19 protein-coding genes are annotated in these 17,755 nt (G+C 71.4%); 13 read left to right on the top strand and 6 right to left on the bottom strand.

Features of this window, described 5'->3' with window-relative positions; all coding sequences use genetic code 11:
- Positions 1–7: 7 nt before the first annotated feature.
- Positions 8–1,150: an ROK family transcriptional regulator gene (locus FH610_RS15570; RefSeq protein ID WP_139575139.1), complete on the bottom strand. Its 1,143-nt coding sequence runs from the start codon at positions 1,148–1,150 to the stop codon at positions 8–10.
- A gap of 105 nt (positions 1,151–1,255) precedes the next feature.
- On the opposite strand from FH610_RS15570, the gene FH610_RS15565 reads away from it, so the two are divergent.
- The 5 genes from FH610_RS15565 to FH610_RS15545 are packed head-to-tail and all read left to right on the top strand — an operon-like array spanning position 1,256 to position 6,254.
- The gene (locus FH610_RS15565; RefSeq protein WP_139575138.1) at positions 1,256–2,551 is read left to right on the top strand and encodes an ABC transporter substrate-binding protein; all 1,296 of its coding nucleotides are present in this window, start codon (positions 1,256–1,258) and stop codon (positions 2,549–2,551) included.
- A gap of 3 nt (positions 2,552–2,554) precedes the next feature.
- Entirely contained in the window at positions 2,555–3,502 is a 948-nt protein-coding gene (locus FH610_RS15560) for a carbohydrate ABC transporter permease (protein ID WP_205825798.1), read from the top strand.
- Positions 3,499–4,344, top strand: coding sequence for a carbohydrate ABC transporter permease (locus tag FH610_RS15555; protein ID WP_205825797.1), 846 nt, complete (start codon positions 3,499–3,501; stop codon positions 4,342–4,344). Before FH610_RS15560 ends, FH610_RS15555 begins: the two co-directional genes overlap by 4 nt.
- A 24-nt stretch (positions 4,345–4,368) precedes the next feature.
- Positions 4,369–5,370: an SIS domain-containing protein gene (locus FH610_RS15550; RefSeq protein WP_139575137.1), complete on the top strand. Its 1,002-nt coding sequence runs from the start codon at positions 4,369–4,371 to the stop codon at positions 5,368–5,370.
- On the top strand, positions 5,367–6,254 hold the full coding sequence (locus tag FH610_RS15545) for an N-acetylglucosamine kinase (RefSeq protein ID WP_139575136.1): 888 nt from the start codon (positions 5,367–5,369) through the stop codon (positions 6,252–6,254). The genes FH610_RS15550 and FH610_RS15545 overlap by 4 nt, the downstream gene beginning before the upstream one ends.
- 65 nt (positions 6,255–6,319) lie before the next feature.
- Here FH610_RS15545 and FH610_RS45200 read toward each other — a convergent pair whose 3' ends face one another.
- Both FH610_RS45200 and FH610_RS15540 read right to left on the bottom strand, forming a co-directional pair.
- Complete coding sequence (locus tag FH610_RS45200; protein WP_276607669.1) at positions 6,320–6,454, bottom strand: hypothetical protein; 135 nt, start codon at positions 6,452–6,454, stop codon at positions 6,320–6,322.
- Positions 6,455–6,477: 23 nt separating this feature from the next.
- Positions 6,478–7,119, bottom strand: a complete 642-nt coding sequence (locus FH610_RS15540; protein ID WP_205825796.1) for a TetR/AcrR family transcriptional regulator C-terminal domain-containing protein — start codon at positions 7,117–7,119, stop codon at positions 6,478–6,480.
- Positions 7,120–7,190: 71 nt separating this feature from the next.
- On the opposite strand from FH610_RS15540, the gene FH610_RS15535 reads away from it, so the two are divergent.
- Both FH610_RS15535 and FH610_RS15530 read left to right on the top strand, forming a co-directional pair.
- Entirely contained in the window at positions 7,191–7,439 is a 249-nt protein-coding gene (locus tag FH610_RS15535) for a hypothetical protein (protein WP_139575135.1), read from the top strand.
- The gene (locus tag FH610_RS15530; RefSeq protein ID WP_139575134.1) at positions 7,436–8,395 is read left to right on the top strand and encodes a quinone oxidoreductase family protein; all 960 of its coding nucleotides are present in this window, start codon (positions 7,436–7,438) and stop codon (positions 8,393–8,395) included. Before FH610_RS15535 ends, FH610_RS15530 begins: the two co-directional genes overlap by 4 nt.
- Positions 8,396–8,503: 108 nt before the next feature.
- Here FH610_RS15530 and FH610_RS15525 read toward each other — a convergent pair whose 3' ends face one another.
- From FH610_RS15525 to FH610_RS15515, 3 genes are all read right to left on the bottom strand, one after another.
- A complete protein-coding gene (locus FH610_RS15525) occupies positions 8,504–9,685 on the bottom strand; it encodes a cytochrome P450 (RefSeq protein WP_139575338.1) in 1,182 nt (393 codons plus the stop codon).
- Positions 9,686–9,820: 135 nt separating this feature from the next.
- Positions 9,821–10,909 carry a M20 family metallopeptidase gene (locus tag FH610_RS15520; RefSeq protein WP_139575133.1) on the bottom strand — a complete coding sequence of 363 codons (1,089 nt, stop codon included), beginning with the start codon at positions 10,907–10,909 and terminating at the stop codon, positions 9,821–9,823.
- An 18-nt stretch (positions 10,910–10,927) separates the two neighbouring features.
- Positions 10,928–11,944 (bottom strand): LacI family DNA-binding transcriptional regulator, encoded by a 1,017-nt coding sequence (locus FH610_RS15515; protein ID WP_139575132.1) that lies wholly within the window; start codon positions 11,942–11,944, stop codon positions 10,928–10,930.
- Positions 11,945–12,145: 201 nt separating this feature from the next.
- Between FH610_RS15515 and FH610_RS15510 the strand changes: the two genes are divergently transcribed.
- From FH610_RS15510 to FH610_RS15485, 6 genes are read left to right on the top strand one after another with little or no spacing between them, the layout of a single operon-like run.
- Positions 12,146–13,126 (top strand): substrate-binding domain-containing protein, encoded by a 981-nt coding sequence (locus tag FH610_RS15510; protein ID WP_139575131.1) that lies wholly within the window; start codon positions 12,146–12,148, stop codon positions 13,124–13,126.
- Between the two features lie 17 nt (positions 13,127–13,143).
- The gene (locus FH610_RS15505) at positions 13,144–13,923 is read left to right on the top strand and encodes an ATP-binding cassette domain-containing protein (protein WP_139575130.1); all 780 of its coding nucleotides are present in this window, start codon (positions 13,144–13,146) and stop codon (positions 13,921–13,923) included.
- Positions 13,920–14,933 carry an ABC transporter permease gene (locus FH610_RS15500; protein WP_139575129.1) on the top strand — a complete coding sequence of 338 codons (1,014 nt, stop codon included), beginning with the start codon at positions 13,920–13,922 and terminating at the stop codon, positions 14,931–14,933. The genes FH610_RS15505 and FH610_RS15500 overlap by 4 nt, the downstream gene beginning before the upstream one ends.
- Positions 14,930–16,000, top strand: a complete 1,071-nt coding sequence (locus FH610_RS15495) for a phosphotriesterase family protein (RefSeq protein WP_139575128.1) — start codon at positions 14,930–14,932, stop codon at positions 15,998–16,000. The genes FH610_RS15500 and FH610_RS15495 overlap by 4 nt, the downstream gene beginning before the upstream one ends.
- 31 nt (positions 16,001–16,031) lie before the next feature.
- Entirely contained in the window at positions 16,032–16,781 is a 750-nt protein-coding gene (locus FH610_RS15490; protein WP_139575127.1) for a glutamine amidotransferase, read from the top strand.
- Between the two features lies 1 nt (position 16,782).
- Positions 16,783–17,724, top strand: a complete 942-nt coding sequence (locus FH610_RS15485; protein ID WP_139575126.1) for a nucleoside hydrolase — start codon at positions 16,783–16,785, stop codon at positions 17,722–17,724.
- The last annotated feature ends 31 nt before the right edge of the window (positions 17,725–17,755 follow it).

The raw sequence follows: 17,755 nt of genomic DNA, 5'->3' as shown, positions 1-17,755 counted from the left end.
CGGCCGTTCAGGCGTGGATCAAGCGGTGCAGAGCCTGCTCGCGGGCGAGCACGGCGGCGCCCTCGACGGTGGCCGTCGCCCCCAGACCGCTCCGGCGGATCTCGACGGGGACGGACAGGGTGCTCAGGGTCTCCTGGACGCCCTGCACGAGGAGCGGGTTGGAGCCCACCCCGCCGCCGAGGACCACCAGGCCGGGATCGATTAGCGCGACGACCGCGACGACCAGCCGCCCGACCTGCGTGGCGTGCTCGGTCACGGCGCGCTGCGCCGGCGGGCAGCCCTCGCCGGCCCGCTGGAACAGCTCCTCGGCGCTCGTGGGCGGGGCGCCCTCCGACGCCGGCCACGCGGCCGCCGTACGCAGCAGCAGGTGCTCTGCTCCGAGGAAGCGCTCCAGGCCCTCGGGGACGGGCTCCCGGCCGGCGTCCCACGGGAAGGGCAGGTGGGCGACCTCGCCGGCCCAGCCGGACGCCCCGCGCAGCAAACGTCCGCCGATGACCAGCGCCGCTCCTATCCGCACGCCCGCCTGCACGTACGCGAACTGCGCGGCGTCCTGCGCCACGCCGAGGTTCCCCTCGGCGACGGCCGCGCAGTTGACGTTGTTCTCCAGGAGCAGCGGAGCCGGGGGGAGGGACAGCGCCTTGAGCATGTCGTGCACCTCGGGCGACTGCGAGGCGGCGGCGGGGTCCCTGTCGGTCACGACGGTCGGGAGCGCGATCACGATCTGCCGCAGCGGCCCGCTGTCGCCGAGCCGCGGCAGCGTCTCGCGCAGAAGCGCGCCCGCGGCGTCGGCGCTGGCCGTCAGGTCCGCCGCGCCGGAGCGGGACGCCGGGGACGTGACGTCGCGGCTGACCCCCAGCAGCCGCTCGCCGCTCAGCGCGTGCGCGTGGATGCGCGTGCGGGTGACGCCGACGTCGACGCCCAGCACGTGACCGGCCCCCTCGCCGATGCGCCACAGCAGCGCCGACCGGCCGGTGTGCCCCTGGACGGAGCCGTCCTCGCGCACGAGGCCGAGCTCCTCGAGCTCGGACATCGCCGTGGAGACCGTGGGCTTGGACAGGCTCAGCGCCTGGCTGATCTGGGGCCGGGTGGCCCGGCCGCGCCGGGTGAGCTCCGCCAGCACCGCCCGTGCACTCGTGCTCAGTGATGTCATCCGGATCCCCGCAGCTCCCGCTTCCACTTGATCCTTTCGGATCTGCTCTTGACATATCCTAGCCTACTTCGTTAGGTAAATGACCTAACTAACTGGAGGCTGGTTATGCACTCGATCTCACGCCGGAGGCTCCTGAGCCTGCCGCTGGTCCTCGGCGCGGCCGCGGCCCTGCCCGGTTGCGCCGTGTCCGGGCCTTCCCGCGGCAGCGGCGGCTCCTCGGGCCCCGTCACGCTGAACGCCCTGTTCATGAAGCAGGCCAGCTACAGCGAAGACGACATCCGCGGCATGCTCGCGGCGTTCCAGAAGGCCCACCCGGACATCACGGTCCAGCCGACCTTCGTCGCGTACGAGGCCCTGCACGACAAGATCGTCATCTCGGCGCCGGCCGGCACGTACGACGTCGTGCTGATCGACTGCATCTGGCCGGCGGAGCTGGCCGGCAAGAACATGCTGCTCGACGTCACCGACCGCTACCAGCAGGCCTGGCTGGACGACATCCTGCCCGGCACGCTCGGCTCCATCACGTACAAGGACCGCAGGTACGGGATGCCGTGGATCCCCGGCGGGAAGATCTTCTTCTACAACACCCGGATGCTGAAGGACGCCGGGGTCGACGAGACGGCGATGTCGACCTGGGACGGCGTGCTCGAGGCCGCCAGGACGCTGAAGGCCAAGAAGGTCGTCGAGCATCCGCTGGTGTGGAGCTGGGCGCACGCCGAGGCGATGATCTGCGACTACGCGCAGCTCCTCGGCGCGTTCGGCGGCCGTTTCCTGGACGACGCGGGCAAGGCGGCCTTCCACCAGGGGGGCGGGCTGCAGGCGCTGGAGTGGATGAGGCGCACGCTCGACGAAGGGCTCAGCGCGCCCTCGTCGACGAAGCTCCTGGAGGACGACGTCAAGAAGGTCGTCGTCCAGGGCGACGCGGCGATCGCGCTCAACTGGGACTACATGTACAGCGAGTCCAACGACCCGAAGCAGTCGAAGATCGTCGGAGAGCTGAAGCCCGCGGTCAGTCCCAAGGGGCCGGGCGGTCAGGGGCCGGCGGTCGACGGGTCGATGGGCCTGTCGGTCACCGCGACCTCCAAGCACCCCGACGCCGCGTGGCAGCTCGTCGCCTTCCTGTGCGGGAAGGACAACCAGCTCCAGTACGTCGAGAGGTCGCTGCCGGTGTGGAACAGCGCCTACGAGGACCCGAAGCTCACCAGCGGGGCGCAGGCACCGCTGGTGGCGGCCGACAAGGCCCAGTACGGCTCGCTGATCGAGCGCCCCCAGGTCGTGCAGTACAACGCGGTGAGCCAGGAGATCCAGGCCGGGCTGCAGTCCTGCCTGGTCGGCGGCACACCCGCGGCCCAGGCGCTCTCCGACGCCGCGGCCAAGGTCGACCGCGTCATCGGGGGCTGACCGGTGTCCCTGACACTGCGACGCCCCGCGAGCACGGCGCCGCCGGCGGCCGGGGCGAGACGGGGGAAGGTCGAACGTCAGTGGCCGCTCGCCCTGGCGCTGCTGGCCCCGGCGATGATCGTCGTGTTCGGCGTCGTCCTGTATCCCATGGGCCGCACGCTGGTGCTCAGCCTCGTCGACGCCACCTCGGCGCTGCAGACCGCGTTCTCGTTCTCCGGGCTGTCGAACTACACGGCGCTGCTGTCGGACTCCGAGTTCTGGGCCACGGTGTGGCGCACCGCCGTGTTCACCGTCTTCTCCACGGCGGTGGAACTCGCGGTCGGCCTGCTGCTCGCGCAGTTCCTCAACCAGCGCATCCGCGGTCAGTGGTTCTTCCGCAGTCTCGTGGTCCTGGCGTGGGCGCTGCCCACCATCGTCAGCGCCAACATGTGGCGGTGGATCCTCCACCCCGAGTACGGCGCGCTCAACGGCCTTCTGATGAACCTGGGCCTGCTCGACTCGTACAAGGACTGGGTCGGCGGCCCGACGCAGGCGCTGTTCGTGGTGGCGCTGGTCGACGCGTGGAAGACCACGCCCCTCGTGGCGATCCTGCTGCTCGCCTCGATGCAGACCATCGGTGACGACGTCTACGAGGCGGCGGCCATGGACGGCGCGGGGGCGGTGCGCCGGTTCCTGTCCATCACGATCCCGATGCTCAAGCCGGCGATCGCGGTCGTCCTGGTGCTGCGCACCATCGAGGCGTTCAAGGTCTTCGACATCATCTACATCATGACCAGGGGCGGCCCCGACTCCGGGACCACCACGATCGCCTTCTACACCTACCTGAAGGCCTTCTCCAACCAGGAGTTCAGCCTCGGCTCCGCGGCCGCCTACCTCACCGTGCTGTTCATCTTCGTGCTCTCGCTGGTGTACCTGCGCATGCTCCGCACCGACTCGGGGGGAACGGCGTGAGACCCTCTCGCTTCTACCGCCCCTCGATGTACCTGTGCGGGGCGCTGCTGGCCGCCGTCGTCCTCGGGCCGTTCGCCCTGCTGCTGCTCGCCAGCGTGTCCCCGCAGGCCGGCCTGCTCGGCAAGCCGCCCGACCTGTGGCCGGACTCGCCCACGCTGGACCGCTACGCGGCGATCTTCACGCAGGCGGCGGGCGGCGTGGCGGGCGACTTCCGCGTGGTCCTGGTCAACTCGCTGGTCGTCGCCGGGTGCAGCGTCGCGGTGAGCCTGGTGACCGGCGTGCTCGGCGCCTACGCGTTCGCGCGGCTGCGGTTCCCCGGGCGCAGGCTGGTGCTGTTCGTCTTCATGCTGACGTACATGATGCCGCCGCTGGCCCTCGTGGTGCCCATGTACATGACCGGCGCCGCGCTCGGCCTGCTCGACACGCGGACCTCGCTCGTCGTGGTCTACTGCTCCTTCACCACGCCCTTCGTCCTGTGGCTGCTGTCCGGCTACTTCCGCGCCCTGCCGGCCGAACTCGAGGAGGCCGCCCGCATCGACGGGTGCGGCCGGGTCGGCGCGCTGATCCGGGTGGTGCTGCCGGTGGCGCGTCCGGGCCTCATCTCCGCGGGGCTCCTGGCGTTCCTCATGGCGTGGGACGAGTTCTTCTACGCGCTCATCTTCACCTCGTCCCCGGCGTCGAAGACGGTTCCCGTGGCGCTGGCCGAGTTCACCGGCCGCTACAGCCTCGACTTCGGCCTGATGGCCGCGGGCGGCCTGCTCGCCGCCGTGCCGCCGGTGCTCATCGCGCTGATCTTCCAGAAGCACATCACCCGCGGGCTGGCCGCGGGTGCTGTCAAGTAACCCTCGGTTGTGAGAGAAGGTTCGATGTCCCACGACATCTCCATGTCCGACGCGCTCGACCGGCAGCCCGAGGCGCTGGCCTCCGCGGTGCGCACCCTGCGCGAGCAGCTCACGGGCTCCTGGTCCGCGCCACGCCGCCCGCTGTTCGTGGCCATGGGCGCCAGCCACGCCGCGCTCGCGGCCTGCGTGCACCAACTGCGCGCGTACGGCATCTGGGCGAGCAGGGCCGGATACGGGGAGATCCCGGCGTCCGTCCCGGCCGCCGACGTCGACCTGGTGGCGGGGGTGTCCCAGTCGGGACGCAGCGCGGAGACGATCGACGCCCTGCGGGAGGTGGAGGCGGAGCGGCGGCTGGCTGTGGTGAACATCGCGGAATCGCCGCTGGCCGAACTGGCGGGCACGGTGCTGAGCTGTGGGGGAGTGCCCGATTCCAAGGTGTCCACCTCCGGTTTCACCGTCACGCTCGCCGCCCTCGGGATGCTGGCCGACACGTGGGCGCTCGGCGCGCCGGCAGACTCCTGGGAGTCCCTGGCGGACCACCTGGACGAGACCGGAAAGCGGGCGGATGACGCCGTGGACGGCCTCCTGGAGGACGTCGCGGAGAGCGTCGCGGCCGACGTCGTCGGCGCCGGGGCGTCGCTGAGCGCCGCCGAGGAGGGCGCGCTGATGCTGCGGGAGGCCTGCCGGCTTCCCGCCACGGCGTACGAGACCCGGCAGTATCTCCACGGGCCGATGGAGTCGGCCGGCCGCACCGCGCACATCGTCATCGGGGACGAGCGCGAGGCCGCGCTGGCCGCGCAACTGGCCGAGGCCGGCCACCGGGTGCTCTACGTGGGCCCCTGCGCGGCGCCGGTCCCGCACGTGGAGATCCCGCGACTCACCCCGGTGGCCCGCGCGATCGTCGAGAACAGCGTGCTCCAGCGGCTCGTCGCCAAGGTGGCCGCCGCGCGGAACGTTCCGGTGGGCGAGTTCCTGTTCTCGGTGAGCGACACGAAGGTGGACACCCTCGCCGCGGGGACCGCATGAGCCGCATGGCCGTCGGCGTCGACGTGGGCGGGACGAAGACCCACTGGCGTGCGGCCGGGGAGGAGGGCCACGTCGCGGACCGCGTCGTGCCCAGCGACCTGGGCTCGGACATGGACGACCTGGCCGAATGGCTGGTGTCGGACCTGCGCGAGTGGGGGGTGCCGTACGCCGCCCTGGGCGTGGGCGCGCACGGATGCGACAGCGCGTCCCTGTGCCGTAGGTTGCGCGACCTGCTGAGCGCGCGGCTCGCGGTCCCGGTGCGGGTGGTCAACGACGCCCACCTCCTGCCGCACGCGGCCGGCGTCCCCGGGGCGATCGGCGTGATCGCCGGCACGGGGTCGGTCGCCGCGGGCACGGGTCCCGGCGGCGAGCCCCTCCTCGCCGGCGGCTGGGGATGGGCGCTCGGCGACGAGGGATCGGCCGCCGGGCTCGTACGCGAGGCCGTGCGCGCCACCTGCCTGCGGCACGACGCCGGCCTCCCGCCCGACGAGCTGGCGCTGGGCCTGCTCGCGTCCTTCCACGCGGACGAGGTGCCGGGGCTGTCGCACGCGCTGACCCGCTCGCCCAGCGCGGAGGAGTGGGGCCGTCACGCTCCCGTCGTCTTCCGGGCGGCGCAGCAGGGGTCGGGCGTCGCGCTGCAGGTTATCGAGGAGGGGGGACGGGCGCTGGCGAAGCTGGTCGAGACGCTGATCTCCCGTGGGGCCTCGGCCACGGCGGTGGTCGCGGCGGGTGGGGTGCTCACGACGCAACCCCGGCTGTTCACCGCCCTGGCCGACGCGCTGGGCAAGAGCCACCCGGACCTCCCCGTCACGTTGCTCGACGCCGACCCGGTGGACGGCGCGGTGCGGCTGGCCCGGGAGCTCCTCGCCGCTCCGCGGGCCTGACCGGGCCCCGGGCCGCGGGGCGGGAGCGGCATGTCCGCCGCTCCCGCCCCTCGGCACGGACGGCATCAGTAGCGGTATCGGGTCTTGAGATGGCGCCACCAGTCGCGCGGCATCCACGTGTCGAACCCGGTGATCTGCGTCGCGGAGCCGGCGTTCATGATGAAGCAGCACACGCCGGTCGCGTCCAGTCGTACGCTCACTCGCCTGCGGCGCGGCTGACCGATCAGGACGTGGGGCCGGACTGCGCCGCAGGACCATGGACGATCTGTTCCAGGCAGTCGCGGAACAGATCGTCGACGGTGCGGCCAGGCTGGAAGTACTCGGTCACGCCGGCCATCACGGTGGGGTACGCCGCGGCGTACGCGGCCATGTCGAAGCCGTCCAGGGCGTCCGCGTCGGGGGGGCCGGCCTGTTCCTCCAGGACGTAGCCGACGGTGAAGCGCAACACCGTCAGCACGATCAGGCGAGCGTGCCGCAAGGGAATGCCCCGCTCGACCAGCGTGCTCATCGCCAGTTCGGAGATGGCGGCCATCTTGAGGGACAGCTGGGAGGCCGAGATGATCCGGGCTCCGTCCGGGTGGGCCAGCAACGCGCGCCGCAGCCGCTCGGCCAGGCCGATCAGCCAGTCCTGCCAGCGCTCCTCCGGCGCGGGCGACGCCGGCTCGGGGAACTGCTGCTCAAGAATCGCCTCTGCGATCGCGGTGACCAGCGCCGCCTTGTTCGGGATGTGCCAGTAAAGAGTCGGCGACTGTACGCCGAGCCGGGCGGCCAGTTTGCGCGTGGTCACGCCGTCGAGACCCTCGGCGTCGAGTAGTGCGACGGCCTCGGTGACGATCCGCTGCTTGTCCAGAGCCAATTCCGGCACCTCCCTTCCATACCCTATCAGTGATAGAGTTCTCTATCGGTGATAGAGAATCACCGTCAGAGGAGGCACCGATGAGACACCGACACTCGCTCCGCGACCTGCTGCACTGGGCGACCCACCGCATTCCGGGGGTTCCCGCGCATGCCGAGCGGCCGGCCGGGCACCAGGGCCAGGGCCGCCACGGCCACGGGTGGCGGCACTCGCCCACGCACCACCGTTCGCACCACCACGGGTTCAACCACTCTCCGGCCCGTCCGCCTCGCGTCCTGGCGGCGTGGCAGACGCGGATCGCCCGCTTGTTCGGTCAGGAGCTGGGATGAAGGCAGCGGTGCTCCACGAGGCCGGCGGCATCCCGCGCTATGAGGACTTCCCCGATCCGGTGGCCGGCGACGGCGAGGTGATCATCGACGTCAAGGCGGTCGCCGTCGAGAACGTCGACAAGGCGATCGCGGCCGGCACGCACTACGCCAGCGAGAAGTACATCGGCCGGTTTCCGGCGATCCCTGCCTTCGACGGCATCGGCGCCCTCCCGGACGGCACGCTCGTCGGGTTCGGCGACATCCGCCCGCCCTACGGCGCGCTCGCCGAGAAGGCCGTGGTGCCCCAGGGCTCCTACGTGCCGATCCCCGACGGCATCGACCCGGCCGTGGCGACCGTGATGGCCTCGGCCGTCACCGCGATGTCGATGAAAGCGGCCGCGGGGTTCGTTCCCGGGGAGACGGTGCTGGTGCAGGGCGCCACCGGGGTCGCCGGGCGGCTCGCGGTCAAGGTGGCCCGGCTGCTGGGCGCGGGCCGGATCGTCGCCACCGGCCGCGACGACAACCGGTTGCGAGAGGTGCAGGCCATCGGGGCCGACGCGGTGATCAACACCGCGGTCTCCGACGAGGCGCTGGCGCAGGCGTACCTCGACGCCAAGGGGGACGGCTACGACGTCGTCGTGGACTACCTGTGGGGCAGGCCCAGCGAGATCCTGCTGCGGGCGCTGGTGCCGCGGTCGTTCGCGTTCGGCAAGCCGACCCGGGTGGTCCAGATCGGCGAGTCGGCCGGCACTGAGCTCGCCCTCGCCGGGTCGAGCCTGCGCACCTCCGGCGTGGAGATCTACGGCGCGGCCAAGGGACTCGACCCGCAGACCATGAACGAGGCGTACCAGCAGATCGTGACGTGGACGCGGTCCGGCGAGCTCACCTTCGACGTGGAGAAGGTCCCGCTGAGCGACATCGAGACCGCCTGGCAGCGAACCGACCTCAAAGGCAGGCGACTCGTCGTGATGCCATGACCGGCCCGCGCCCACGACACACCAGCGATGATCACCGGTCAGCGTTCCGTCGCCTGGGCGCGCACATCGCGCGCCGGAGGGCCGGGTGCCTGGCGGTGAGCGAGACGCCTACCAGGCGATCGGCATCGTGGTCAGGCCGTGTACGACGGTGAAGGAGCGGAACAGGGGCTCGCCCGCCAGCCGCAGGCCGGGGAACCTGCGCAGCAGGGCGGGGAACGCGATGCGCATCTCCATGCGGGCCAGGGGGGCGCCGAGACAATGATGGACGCCGTGTCCGAACGCGACGTGGCCGATGACATCCCGGCGGATGTCCAGGTCGTCCGGGTTCGGGACGAGCCCCGGGTCGCGGTTGGCGGCGGGAAGGGAGCAGATGACGGTCTCGCCGGGGCCGAGGGTTTGATCGCCCAGCCGGACCTCGGTCGTGGTGATCTTGACGGTTCCGGAATGCACGATGCTCAACCACCGCAGCAGTTCCTCGACGGCGGCGTCCACGCGGTCCGGCTCGTCGCGCAGCAGCGTGAGCTGGCCGGGGTGCCGCAGCAGGGCGAGTGTGCCCAAAGACAGCATGTTGGCCGTGGTCTCGTGTCCGGCGAGCAGCAGCAGGGTGCCGATGCCGGTGAGTTCGGCGTCGCTCAACTCGTCGCCGTGCTCGCGTACGAGCATCCCGAGCAGGTCCTCACCGGGATCGTGCCGAATGGTCTTGATCAGGCCTGCGATGTACGCCCGAGCCTCCGCCGCCGCGGCCGCGCGTTCGTCCGGAGGCAGGGACACGTCCAGGATCCGCTTGGACGTTCCCTGGAAGCCGGCCCGGTCGGCGTACGGCACGCCCAGCAGTTCGCAGATCACCAGGGAGGGAACGGGGAGGGCGAAGTCCGTCACCAGATCGGCGGGTGGTCCGCCGCGCTCCATGGCATCCAAATGGTCGTCGACGATCTGCTGGACTCTGGGCTCCAGCCGGCGCATACGGCGGACGGTGAACTCGGCCGTGAGCATCCGGCGCAGCCGCGTGTGCTCGGGAGGGTCGGAGCCGAGCAGGTTGCCGGCGCGCATCGCGGCGGCCTCCTCCGCACTGGGCGGCGGTGCGCCGGGTGGCCGGAGCGGAGGCACGAGCGCGTTGCTGAACAGCTCGGGATGGCTCAGCACCGTACGGACATCCTCGAATCTGGTCACCAGCCAGGCGTCGGTGCCGAACATGGTGCGGATCCGGGCTACCCCCTCGTCGTCCCGCAACGCGGAGAGCTCCGGGACGGGATGGAATCCGTCCCGTCGCATGTGCAGGGGCGGGGACATGTCGCGCACGCGACCTCCTCGGGTCACCGGCAGTGTGATGATCGACTTGCCACAGTCCGACCATAACCGTCCGGTGTCCGCCGTGGACAATCGTGACACGACTGTGGCGGCCACGTCGCCGGGCCGGTCACGTGATCAGGCGAACCGGCCAAGGGCGGCGGTGTAGATCTCGACGGCCTCCTCGATCCGGTGGACCAGGCAGTACTCGTCGGTGACGTGCGCCTGCTCGGGCTCGCCCGGTCCGCAGACGACCGTGGGCGCCCCGCCACAGGCGGCGGCGAGGACCGAGGCGTCGGTGAAGTAGCTGGCCGCCGGGTGGTCGCCCGGCGCGCCCGCCCCCGCCTCGACCAGGGCCCGGACGAAGGGGTCGTCCGGCTCCGTCCAGATCGCGGGCAGGTCCACGAGCACGCCGAGGGTCGCCTCGTCGCCGAGCGCGGTCTGCAACCGCTCGCGGAGCCGCCCGTGGTCCTGGCCGGCGACGGTGCGCAGGTCGACGGTCGCGACGGCCAGGTCGGGCACGGAGTTCACGTTGATCCCGCCGCGTACCGTTCCCACGTTCACGGTGGACGGGCCGAGCCAGGGGTGGTCCGGCACCCCCGGATCGAACGTCTCGACGGCGCCGATCACGCGGGCGAGCTTGTAGATCGCGTTGTCGCCCAGATGCGGCATCGAGCCGTGGGCGGTCGTGCCTCGCGTCGTGGCCTCCAGCCAGAGCGCGCCCTTGTGACCGAGCAGCACCCGGTTGGCGGTCGGCTCGGCCACCAGCAGGGCGCGCGACCTGCCCACCAGGCCCGCGGCCACCATGCCGGCCGCGCCCTCGCAGCCGGTCTCCTCGCCCACGGTGAAGACCATCTCCAGGGCGGCCTTCGGCCCGGTGCCGCGCACGTGCCGCTCGGCGGCGACCACCAGCGCGGCGACGCCGGCCTTCATGTCGCTCGAACCGCGCCCGTACAGGCGGTCGCCGTCGATCTCCGCGCCGTGCGGCGCGTGCCGCCACGCCTGCCCGCCCAGCGGCACCGTGTCGAGGTGCCCGGTCAGCGTCACCGGTTCGCCCGTTCCCCAGCGGGCGACCAGCCCGGTGCGGCCGGGGGCGTGCTCGTGCGTGCGCACGGCGAAACCGGCGTCCGACAGCCGTCTCGCGAGGGGTTCGGCCACCGCGGCCTCGCCCCCGCCCACGGAGTCGATCCTGATCAGCTCGCGTGCCAGCTCGACCGCCTCGTTCACGCGGCCTCCTTCCCTCACTTACTCTGCGACGCCGGCCGCCACCGGCCGGCTGGTCTGCCGTACGACGAGCCTGGGAGCGATGGCGATGCGCTGCGCGGGCCGGGGGTCGCCGGCCTTGACCTGGCCGAGCAGGCGCACGGCCTCCGCCGCCATCTCCTCCACCGGCTGGCGCACGGTGCTGAGCGGCGGGTCGCACATCGTCGCGTGTCCCACGTCGTCGAACCCGACCACCGCCACGTCCTCGGGGACGCGCACTCCGCCGAACCGCAGCGACCGCACCAGGCCCACGGCGATCTCGTCGTTCGCGCAGACGACAGCGTCCGGCAGCCGGCCGGCGTCGAGCAGCCTGCGCCCGGCCTCGACGCCCCATTCGAGGGTGAACTCGCCCAGCAGCGGCGGCAGGACCTCCACGCCCGCCCGCGCCGCGGTGCGTTCGAACCCGCTGAGCCGCAACCGGGCGGAGGAGCTCACCAGCCGGCTGCCCGCGAAGACGACCGAGCGGGCCCCGCCCGCGATCACGTGATCGACCGCCAGGGCCAGCCCGGCCTCGTCGTCCACGCCCACCCAGTCGGCCCCGCCGCCCTCGATGTAGCGGTCGAGTTGCACCAGCGGCACCCGGCGGGCCGCGTCGAGCACCGCCGGGACGCTGGCCTCGATGTCGCACGGGCTGATGATCAGCCCGTCCACGCGCCGGGCCAGCAGGGTCCCCAGCCTGCGCGCCTCGACCTGCGGACTGTACTGGGACGCGCACAGCAGCAGGTCGGTGCCGGAGTTCTGCAGCTCGCGCTCCACGGCCTCGACGATCGTGGTGAAGAACGGGTTGCCGATGCCCGGGACGACCATGCCGATGGTGCCGGTGGTCTGGTCGCGCAGCGCCTTGGCGACCGCGTTCGGCTGGTAACCGAGCTCGGCGGCGGCGCGCGCCACCCGCTCGGCGATCTCGGGCGTGACCTTGCGCCGCCCAGAGAGGGCACGGGAGGCCGAGGCCACGGAGACGCCGGCCGCTCGTGCCACGTCGTGAATCGTCACGCCCATTGTGTAATCGATTTCCCTTGATCTTTGCCAACGATCGACCTTGACGACCGTTGTGATGCCAGGATCACAAGGAACGATAGAGGTTCTGTGAGGAAACCGCACCTTGACGGTGCTTTTTCGGTCCCACTAGCATGCCCGAAACTCGGGTAATCGATTACCCAACCGATCTCATCCCTCCCGGCCCCCCGAAAGGCTCATCTCATGGCTCGATCCACGAGACTCATCCGCCTGACAGCGGCGACGACGATCCTGGCCACCGGCCTGCTGGCGGCGGCCTGTGGCGGCTCGGACGACTCCGGCGCCTCCGGAGGCTCCGGCGGAGACCGGCCGCGGGTCGGAATCGTTCAGATCAACCAGCAGGCGATCTTCTTCAACGAGATGAACGCCGGCGCCCAGCAGGCGGCGAAGGAGGCGAACGTCGACCTCACGATCTTCAACGCCAACGACGACCCGGCCAAGCAGAACGAGGCCATCGACAACTTCGTCCAGCAGCAGTTCGACGCGGTCATCGTGGTCGCCATCGACGTCGAGGGCATCAAGCCCGCCGTGAAGATCGCCAAGGACGCCGGGCTGAAGGTCGTCGCCGTGGACGCCATCGTCGACTCGCCCGCCGTGGACACCCAGGTGGGCGTGGACAACGCGGCGGCGGCCCAGCAGGCGGGCGACTTCGTCAACAAGTGGGCCCAGGCGCAGGGCCTGAGCGCGCCGAAGATCGGCGTGGTGGGCGCGCTGAACTCCTTCATCCAGAACATCCGCAAGGACGACTTCAACAAGACCGTCGAGGGCGCCGGCGCGAAGATCGTGCAGACGGTCGACGGGCAGAACAAGCAGGAGGCCGCGATGACGGCCGCGGAGAACCTGCTCACCTCCCGGTCCGACATGAACATCGTGTACGCCACCGGCGAGCCGGCCCTGCTCGGCACGGTCGCCGCGGTGAAGTCGCAGAACGCGGGCGACCGGGTCAAGGTCTTCGGCTGGGACCTGACCAAGGAGGCCATCAGCGGCATCGACGAGGGGTTCGTCGCCGGAGTGGTCCAGCAGGACCCGAAGACCGAGGGCTACGAGGCCGTCAAGGAGGCCAAGGCCCTGATCGGCGGCGCCCAGGCGAAGAAGAAGATCGACGTGCCCGTGACGATCGTGACCAAGGACAACGTCGACCCGTACCGCGCCACGTTCAAGTGAGCGGCGAAGGGACTCGCATGACGGACCAGGAGGCGGGTCGCGTTGATCGAGTGGTCATGCGCGACATCCGCAAGCGCTACGGAATGGTCGACGCGCTGCGCGGCGTGACGCTGCGCGTCGGCCCGGGAGAGGTGGTGGGGCTCGTCGGCGACAACGCGGCCGGCAAGTCCACCCTCATGAAGGTGCTGGCCGGCGCCGTCGTGCCGGACTCCGGCGAGATCGTCTTCGACGGCCGGCCGGTCTCCTTCGCCAGCCCCAAGGACGCCCGCGAGCTGGGCATCGAGATGGTCTACCAGGACCTCGCGCTCTGCGACGACATCGACGTCGCCGGGAATCTGTTCCTCGGCAGGGAGCCGCGCAAGGCCGGCGGGATGATGCTCGACGTGCGCAAGATGCACGCGGACGCCCGTCGCCACCTCGACGCGCTGAACATCCGGATCCCGCTGACGGACATCCCCGTCGGAGGGCTGTCCGGCGGCCAGCGGCAGGCGGTCGCCATCGCCCGGGCGGTCACCTTCGGGCCCAAGCTGCTCATCCTCGACGAGCCGACGGCGGCGCTCGCCGTCGCCGAGGTCGAGACCGTCCTCGAACTGATCAAGACGGTCTCGGCGCAGGACGTCTCGGTGATCCTCATCACGCACCGCCTGCAGGACCTTTTCCGGGTCTGCGACCGGCTGTGCGTCATGTACGAGGGCACGCTCAGGGCCGACCTGGACGCCCAGAACACGAGCCTCGAACGGCTCGTGTCCGAGATCGTCGCCCACGACGAGGGAGAGAAGGAGGGGAGGCGACGGTGACCGCCACCAGGACCGGGACCAGCCAGCGGGTCGTCACCACCAGGTCGGCCCGGGCCAACGCCCACATCGGCCGGCACGCGCAGACGATCGCGATCGCGGTCGTGCTGGTGGTCCTACTGATCTTCTTCGCGTTCTCCGCCGACCGGTTCGCCACGACGGGCAACCTGCTCAACCTGTTGCGGCAGATCGCCCCCACACTGGTCGTCGCGACCGCGATGACCTTCGTGATCAGCACCTCCGGCATCGACCTGTCGGTCGGCTCGACGGTCGCGCTGTCCGGGTCGCTGCTCGCGATCGTGCTGCAGCACGGGTGGAACCCCACCCTCGCCCTGGTCGCGATCCTCGCGCTCGGCGCGCTGATCGGGTTCGTGAACGGGTGGTTCTCCTCCTACCAGAACATCCCGCCGTTCATCGTCACGCTCGCGATGTTGTCGATCATGCGGGGTACGGCGCTGCGCGCCACCGAGGGCTACTCGACCCCCATCGACGGAGACCTCTGGATCGTCCAGATCGGCCAGGGCCGCATCGCCGGGGTGCCCGTCCCGGCCATCCTCGCCGTGATCATCGCGCTCGTCGGATGGCTCGTCCTCACCCGGACGCCGTTCGGCCGCTACGTCATCGGCCTCGGCTCCAACGGCGAGTCGCTGCGCCGCACCGGTGTGAACACGCGGAAGGTCGGGCTGACCGTCTACGTGCTCACCGGCCTGGCGGCCGCGATCGCGGGCGTGCTGATCGCCACCCGCCTCAGCTCCGGCTCGTCCAACGCCGGCACCGGCTTCGAGCTGGAGGTCATCACGGCCGTCGTGCTCGGCGGCACCAGCCTCTTCGGCGGCCGGGCGAGCATGCTCGGCACGATCCTCGGCGCGCTCACGCTCGGCGTGATCGCCAACGGCCTGGTGCTGCTGCACGTCTCGCCGTTCTACGTGCAGATCGTCCAGGGCGGCATCCTGCTGCTGGCCATCTTCGCCAACAGCAAGGTGTGGGCGAGGTTCGGAGCGATAAGGAAATGACGTCCGCAGCCCGGCCTCCGGACGTGACGACCGTGCTCGGCCCGGTGTCCGCCGACGACCTCGGGATCACGCTCTGTCACGAGCACCTGCGCAACGACGGCGCCCGCGCCTGGCACCCCGCGCCCGAGGGCGACGCCGAGGGCGAGCTGATCGCCCGCGACCCCGTGCGGATGGAGTTCCTCGGCAGGCTCCGCAACGACCCCTACCTCTCCCGCGACAACGTGTCACTGGACGACACGGGGACCGCCATCGAGGAGGTGCGCAGGTTCGCCGAGCGCGGCGGGCGCACGCTGCTCGAAGTGACCCCCGAGGGGATCGGGCGGGCGCCCGCCGAGCTGGTCGCGATCGCCCGCGCCACCGGGCTCAACATCGTCATGGGCTGCGGTTTCTACCTGCAGAAGACCCACCCCGCCAGGGTCCGCTCGATGACCGCGGCGGACGTCGCCGACGAGATCGAGCGCGACCTGACCGAAGGCGTCGACGGGGGCGTGGGCGGCGTCCGCTCCGGAGTGATCGGCGAGATCGGCGTCTCGCCGGACTTCACCGCCGAGGAGGAGAAGGTGCTGCGCGGCGCGGCCCGGGCGCAGGCCCGCACCGGCGTGCCGCTCTCGGTCCATCTCCCCGGCTGGGTGCGGCACGGCCACCGCGTGCTCGACGTCGTCGCCGAGGAGGGCGCTCTGCTCGCCGGCACCGTGCTCTCGCACCTGAACCCCAGCGGGGCGGACCGCGACTACCAGGTGTCCCTCGCCCTGCGCGGCGCCTACCTCGGCTACGACATGTGCGGCATGGACTACCTCTATCCGGGTGAGGGCCAGTCCCCGTGCGACGAGGAGAACGCCGCCGCGGTGGCCTGGCTGGTCCGCGCCGGGCTCGGGGACCATGTCCTGCTCTCCCAGGACGTGTTCCTGAAGACGATGCTCGTCCGCTACGGCGGCACCGGCTACGCCCACATCCTCACGCACTTCGTCCCGCGCCTGCACCGGCACGGGCTGACCGCCGACGACACCACCCGGCTGCTCGCGGACAACCCGCGCGAGCTCTTCCTCGCCGCCGCGCGCGGCCGCTGATCACACACACGAACAGAAGGAGACGATTTCCATGACCCGCGTGCTGGTCGCCGGCGAATCGTGGGTGAGCCAGTCGACCCACTTCAAGGGCTTCGACTCGTTCACCACGACCACTTACCACACCGGAATCGATCCGCTGCGGGACGTCCTGGTCGCCGACGGCATCGAGGTCGACCACCTGCCCGCGCACGACGTGCCCGCGTTGTTCCCCGGCACGCCCGAGGCGCTGGCGGCCTACGACGTGATCGTGCTCTCCGACATCGGGGCCAACAGCATCCTGCTGCACCCGGCCACCTGGCTGGCCAGCGAGAAGACCGTCAACCGGATCGACCTGCTGGCCGACTGGGTGGAGCAGGGCGGCGGCCTCGCCATGGCCGGCGGCTACCTGAGCTTCCAGGGCTTCGAGGCGAAGGCCGCCTTCGCCGGCACGGCGGTGGAGCGGGTGCTCCCCGCCCGGATCTCCCGCTACGACGACCGCGTCGAGACCCCGCAGGGCGTGCCCGGCCTGCTCGCCGACGACGCGCACCCCATCGTGGCCGGACTTCCCGCCCAGTGGCCCGACCTGCTCGGCTACAACCGGTTCGCGCTGCCCGAGGACGCCACGCTGCTCGCGACCGTCGCCGGCGACCCCCTGCTCGCCGTACGGCAGGCCGGGGCCGGACGCACGCTCGCCTGGGCCTCCGACATCGCGCCGCACTGGTGCCCGGACGAGTTCGTCTCCTGGGACGGCTACCGCACCCTGTTCACCCGGGCGGTCCGCTGGCTCGCGAAGGAGCTCTGACATGGCGATCCCGGTGATCCTCGACTGCGACCCCGGGCACGACGACGCCATGGCCATCCTGCTCGCGGTGGCCCACCCGGCGATCGACCTGCGCGCGGTCGCGACGGTCGCGGGGAACCAGACGGTGGAGAAGACCGCGCTCAACGCGCGACGGATGCTGAGCCTGGCCGGCGTCACCGGCGTGCCGGTCGCCGCCGGCTGCGACCGCCCGCTCGCGGCGCCGCTGGAGATCGGCGACTACGTGCACGGGGAGAGCGGCCTGGACGGCCCGGCGTTCGGGGAGCCGAGCGTCCCGCTCGACCCCCGCCACGGCGTGGACCTCATCCACGACACGCTGGCGGCCGCAGCCGAGCCGGTGACCGTGGTGGCCATCGGCCCGCTGACGAACATCGCCACGCTGCTCCGCCGTCATCCGGAGGACCGCGAGCGGATCAGAGAAGTCGTGATCATGGGCGGCTCCACCGATCGCGGCAACCACACGCCGTACGCGGAGTTCAACGTGTACGCCGATCCGGAGGCGGCGGCGGAGGTGCTGGGCAGCGGCGTGCCGACGACGTGGGTCGGGCTCAACGTCAGTCACCAGGCGCTGGTGACCGCCGACGTGCTCGCCAGGATCGAGGCGCTCGGCACCCCGCTCGCCCGCGTCTGCGTGGAACTGCTCACGTTCTTCGGTTCGACCTATCACGAGACCTGGGGGTTCCCCGCTCCGCCGCTGCACGACCCGATCACGGTGGCGTACCTCATCGATCCCACGGTCCTGACCTACGAGCGGGTGGGCCTGCGCGTCGAGCTGGACGGCCGGCACACCAGGGGAGCGACCGTGGCCGACCTCCACCGCCGCACGGACTGGGAGCCCAACGCGAACGTCGGGATCGGACTGGACCGCGACCGGTTCTGGGATCTGATGATCGGCGCGATCGAGACGCTCGGCCGGGCCTCCTGAGCATCGCCGTAGCACTGACAGCCTGAAACAG

It is taken from the genome of Microbispora catharanthi, from assembly GCF_006334915.2.
In the GTDB taxonomy this organism is placed as follows: Bacteria; Actinomycetota; Actinomycetes; order Streptosporangiales; family Streptosporangiaceae; genus Microbispora; species Microbispora catharanthi.
This window is presented reverse-complemented; position numbering and strand designations above follow the sequence as displayed.